The organism is Neisseria sp. HMSC070F02 (genome assembly GCF_001814225.1).
Classification (GTDB): domain Bacteria; phylum Pseudomonadota; class Gammaproteobacteria; order Burkholderiales; family Neisseriaceae; genus Neisseria; species Neisseria meningitidis.
Genome location: NZ_KV815370.1, coordinates 1 through 1,313 on the forward strand (window position 1 = coordinate 1; position 1,313 = coordinate 1,313).

Below are 1,313 nucleotides of genomic sequence, written 5' to 3' on the forward strand. Positions count from 1 at the left end.
GCGGGAATGACGGGATTTCTGTTTTTGATTTTTTGTTTTTGCAGGAATGACGGGATGTGGGTTTTCGTGCGGCGTTTTTCGCGCTTTGCTGTTTTGCTATAATCTGCCCTTTTTGAGGATGGGTGCGGTATGAGTCTTTACGCTTTGCTCTTGATTGCGCTGGGGATGTCGATGGATGCGTTTGCCGTCGCATTGGCAAAGGGTGCGGCGGTCAGGATGCCCCCGCGCAAAATTGCAGCAACGGCTTTGGTGTTCGGCACGGTTGAGGCACTCACGCCGCTGGCAGGCTGGGTAGGCGGTTTTTATGCCAAACCGTTTATCAGCGAATGGGACCATTGGGCGGCTTTCGTCCTGCTGGGCGGGCTGGGTCTGAAAATGATGCGCGAAGGGCTGTCCGGCAAGGCGGAAGATGTACGCGAAAGCAAACGGGAAAGCTGGTGGTTGACGGTTCTGACTGCTTTTGGAACCAGTATTGATTCCATGATAGTCGGGGTGGGCTTGGCGTTTATGGAGGTAAACATCGCCTTTGCCGCCGCCGTCATCGGCATGGCGACGACGGTGATGGTTACGGTCGGGCTGACGGCGGGAAGGGCTTTGGGCGTATTGTTCGGCAGGCGTGCGGAATTTGCCGGAGGTTTGGTGTTGATTGCCATCGGTACATGGACGCTCTTGTCGCATTTGGGTTTGATTCAATGATGTCGGAAAATATAGTGGATTAACAAAAACCAGTACGTCGTTGCCTCGCCTTGGCTCAAAGAGAACGATTCTCTAAGGTGCTGAAGCACCAAGTGAGTCGGTTCCGTACCATCTGTACTGTCTGCGGCTTCGTCGCCTTGTCCTGATTTAAATTTAATCCACTATAATATGCCGTCTGAAGCGTTGTTTGACCGTTTCAGACGGCATTTTTATCAAATTCAAAAATATTCCGTCATTCCCGCGAAAGCGGGAATCTAGAACGTAAAATCTGAAGAAACCGTTTTATCCAATAAGTTTCCGCACCGACAACTCTGGATTCCCGCCTGCGCGGGAATGACGGGATTTCTGTTTTTGATTTTTTTTGTTTTTGGGGAATGACGGGATTTGAGATTGCGGGCATTTATCAGGTAAAACGGAAATTAAACGTTGCGAAAATTTATCCGAAATCACAGCAACTTTTCCGCGTCATTCCCACGAAAGTGGGAATCCAGAACGTAAAATCTGAAGAAACCGTTTTATCCAATAAGTTTCCGCACCGACAACTTTGGATTCCCGCCTGCGCGGGAATAACGAATCCATCCGCACGGAAACCTACATCCCGTCATTCCCACGAAAGT

General features: G+C 50.0%; 1 protein-coding gene. It reads left to right on the top strand.

Features of this window, described 5'->3' with window-relative positions:
• Positions 1-129: 129 nt before the first annotated feature.
• Positions 130-696, top strand: coding sequence for a manganese efflux pump MntP (locus HMPREF2959_RS02375; RefSeq protein ID WP_002243206.1), 567 nt, complete (start codon positions 130-132; stop codon positions 694-696).
• Positions 697-1,313 lie beyond the last annotated feature (617 nt).

What these genes read in the sequence shown, in the direction of transcription:
- HMPREF2959_RS02375 (WP_002243206.1), top strand. Translation starts at nt 130, where the DNA reads ATGAGTCTTTACGCTTTGCTCTTGATTGCGCTGGGGATGTCGATGGAT.